Origin of the sequence: Endozoicomonas sp. SESOKO1 (assembly GCF_024606265.1) — a bacterium.
In the GTDB taxonomy this organism is placed as follows: domain Bacteria; phylum Pseudomonadota; class Gammaproteobacteria; order Pseudomonadales; family Endozoicomonadaceae; genus Endozoicomonas.
Map to the genome: position 1 here is coordinate 1 of NZ_JAHHPP010000281.1, position 2,303 is coordinate 2,303.

Consider the following 2,303-nt stretch of genomic DNA (forward strand, 5'->3'; position numbering starts at 1 on the left):
TATCGAGTCTCCGAGTCTTATCAACTGTCACTGAGATCGGCTGCCAGCCGTTTGTTTGCGCGATTCAATGCTTTACTGCACCCAGATAACACAGAGGGCAGTCAGCCGGAATCAATGAGGGCTTCTGTATGAACAGTTCGTGGAAAATTGCCCGTTTTTTTCTCACTGAAATTGTCGCAGGCCCCAATTATCTGAAAGATGTTGATCTCCGGATTATTGATGAGCACAACCCATCTGACCGGCCACTGGTGTTTGCTCAAAATGGCACTTGCAAAACAACAGCTATCTCAATGATTTTCAGCTGCCTGTCGCCTCACCAGGATCGATTCATACAATACCTTCAGTCAGGCAAGGACAAAGGTATTGACTCTTATATTCTATCCGGCAGGCCAGCACTGGTTCTGATTGAGTTTGTATCCCATAAGCTAAACGGTGACTTGCTCGGCAATGAGTATCAGATAGCTCAGCGACTTCTGGTGGGCCAGCTTCTGCTGAAAAAAGAATCGACACAGAACGACAGTACTTTGAAGCGCCTGTTTTTTATGTCCGATTCGGCAACGGGCTATCAGGATATTAAGGGGTTGTATGATGATCTGGCCAATCAGCGTACAGGCTGGTCTGACTGGAAAGGTCAGCTGGCCGATATGGGCTGCTTCCATACTGAGAATCAGGGCGAGTGGAAATCCCGACTTGCCAGTGAGGGGCTTGACCCATGGTTGCTCGACAAACAAGTGGATTTTTCAACTCAGGAAGGGGGGATTGGCAAGACGTTAAGATTCAAAGACGAGACCCATTTTCTCTCTTTTTATCTGGGCACCACACTGGATCCTGCACACTACACGGGAGTCAGAGAGAGTATCGAGCTCTTGCTGGATAAGTGCCAATCCATTCCAAAGAAGAAAAAAGAGCTTCATATCGCTCGACAGCTGGAAACCTCCCTGATCACTTTCGAAGATCAGGCCTCTCGCTGGCGAAGTCATGAGAATGATAAAAAAGAGGTGGTGGGGCATCTTGCGAAAGCCGCTCAGCTCGTTTCAAAAGCACTGCCTCTGGCGGAAAAGGAGCACCAAGATCATCAGGTACGACTGGAACAGGCGGCCTTGGGCATACAGGCCATAGACGAGTCTATTGCCACCACCGAAGTTGACCACCTGATTATTCTCAACGCCAAACGACGGCGAGATGCTGAGGCTATCAATGAAGAACTGCGCCAGCGCAAGGAGTCACTATCTGCAGATCAACTTGATGAGCATCATGTCGAGGCTGCCGATCTTGCCGCAATTAGGAATAAAACCCATACAGAAGTTAATCGCCTGCAGGAAGCGTTACTGGCTGTAGATAACGAAACGGCGCCGCTTCGTCATCGCATTGAAGAAACTCGACAGCAGTTTCACGCCCGATGCAACCACGAGCTTGAGCTGGTGAAAAAAGAGAAGCGGTTCCTGCTAACTGCGATTGACGAGAAGAAGAACGAAGACAAAAACACTCAATACAAACTGAAATCTGCCATTGCCAAAGACAAAGCCGTAACTGCACGCCTGACGGAGCTTAACAGCAGCATCAGCCACGCCAATAGCAGTCTGTTGCAATTGTCATTAGAGCCCGGTGAAGCTCCTGAGCAAGCCAGCGAGAGATTGGAAATGCTCATTCAGGACACAAAGGATGTGATCAAAGAGCTTGAAGAGAACATTGCTGTGGAGGGAGAGAAACAGCAAGATCATCAGAGTGCCATTCGAGACGCCGAGATCAGAAAAGTCAGCATTGACCATGAGCAGCAAAAGCTGTCTGAATGGCTGCAGAAAGAATCTGACCTGCTGCAAGCCGCAGTTAACAACCCATGTCTTTTAAGGCTCTCGGAGGGTGAGCTTGCGGATCCTTATAGCGACTACCTCCTCTCGGAACTCCGTGACAGCCTGACCCGTAAACAAACTGAAATAAGCAACATTGGCGATAAATGCGCAAACCTCAGAATTGAGATTCAGCGATTGAATAAGCTCAACACCGAATCAGAGGATGACCAGTTGCCGGCCCTTCTGTCGTACTACCATCAGAACGGCATTAAGCCTGCCAAATTGCGTTCCCATGTTGAATATCTTGATGCCAAACTGGAAGGTGATGTTGAGCGCATTGCCCATTTTATGCACCAGGATCCCGGTCGTTTTATCGGCTTGATGGCAACGGATCAGGCTACGCTGACTGCCTTGCGGGATATTCCCACCCCGCCCGGATTAAGTCGCCCCGTTATTGTTTCTCTACCTATGCCGTTGTGCTGCCAGATATACCAGAGCTGACTTCTGTTGTAG

1 protein-coding gene is annotated in these 2,303 nt (G+C 49.1%); it reads left to right on the forward strand.

What is annotated here, in order from left to right; translation table 11 throughout:
- Window positions 1–128: 128 nt before the first annotated feature.
- A complete protein-coding gene (locus KDK13_RS12530; RefSeq protein ID WP_257285308.1) occupies window positions 129–2,291 on the forward strand; it encodes a hypothetical protein in 2,163 nt (720 codons plus the stop codon).
- Window positions 2,292–2,303 lie beyond the last annotated feature (12 nt).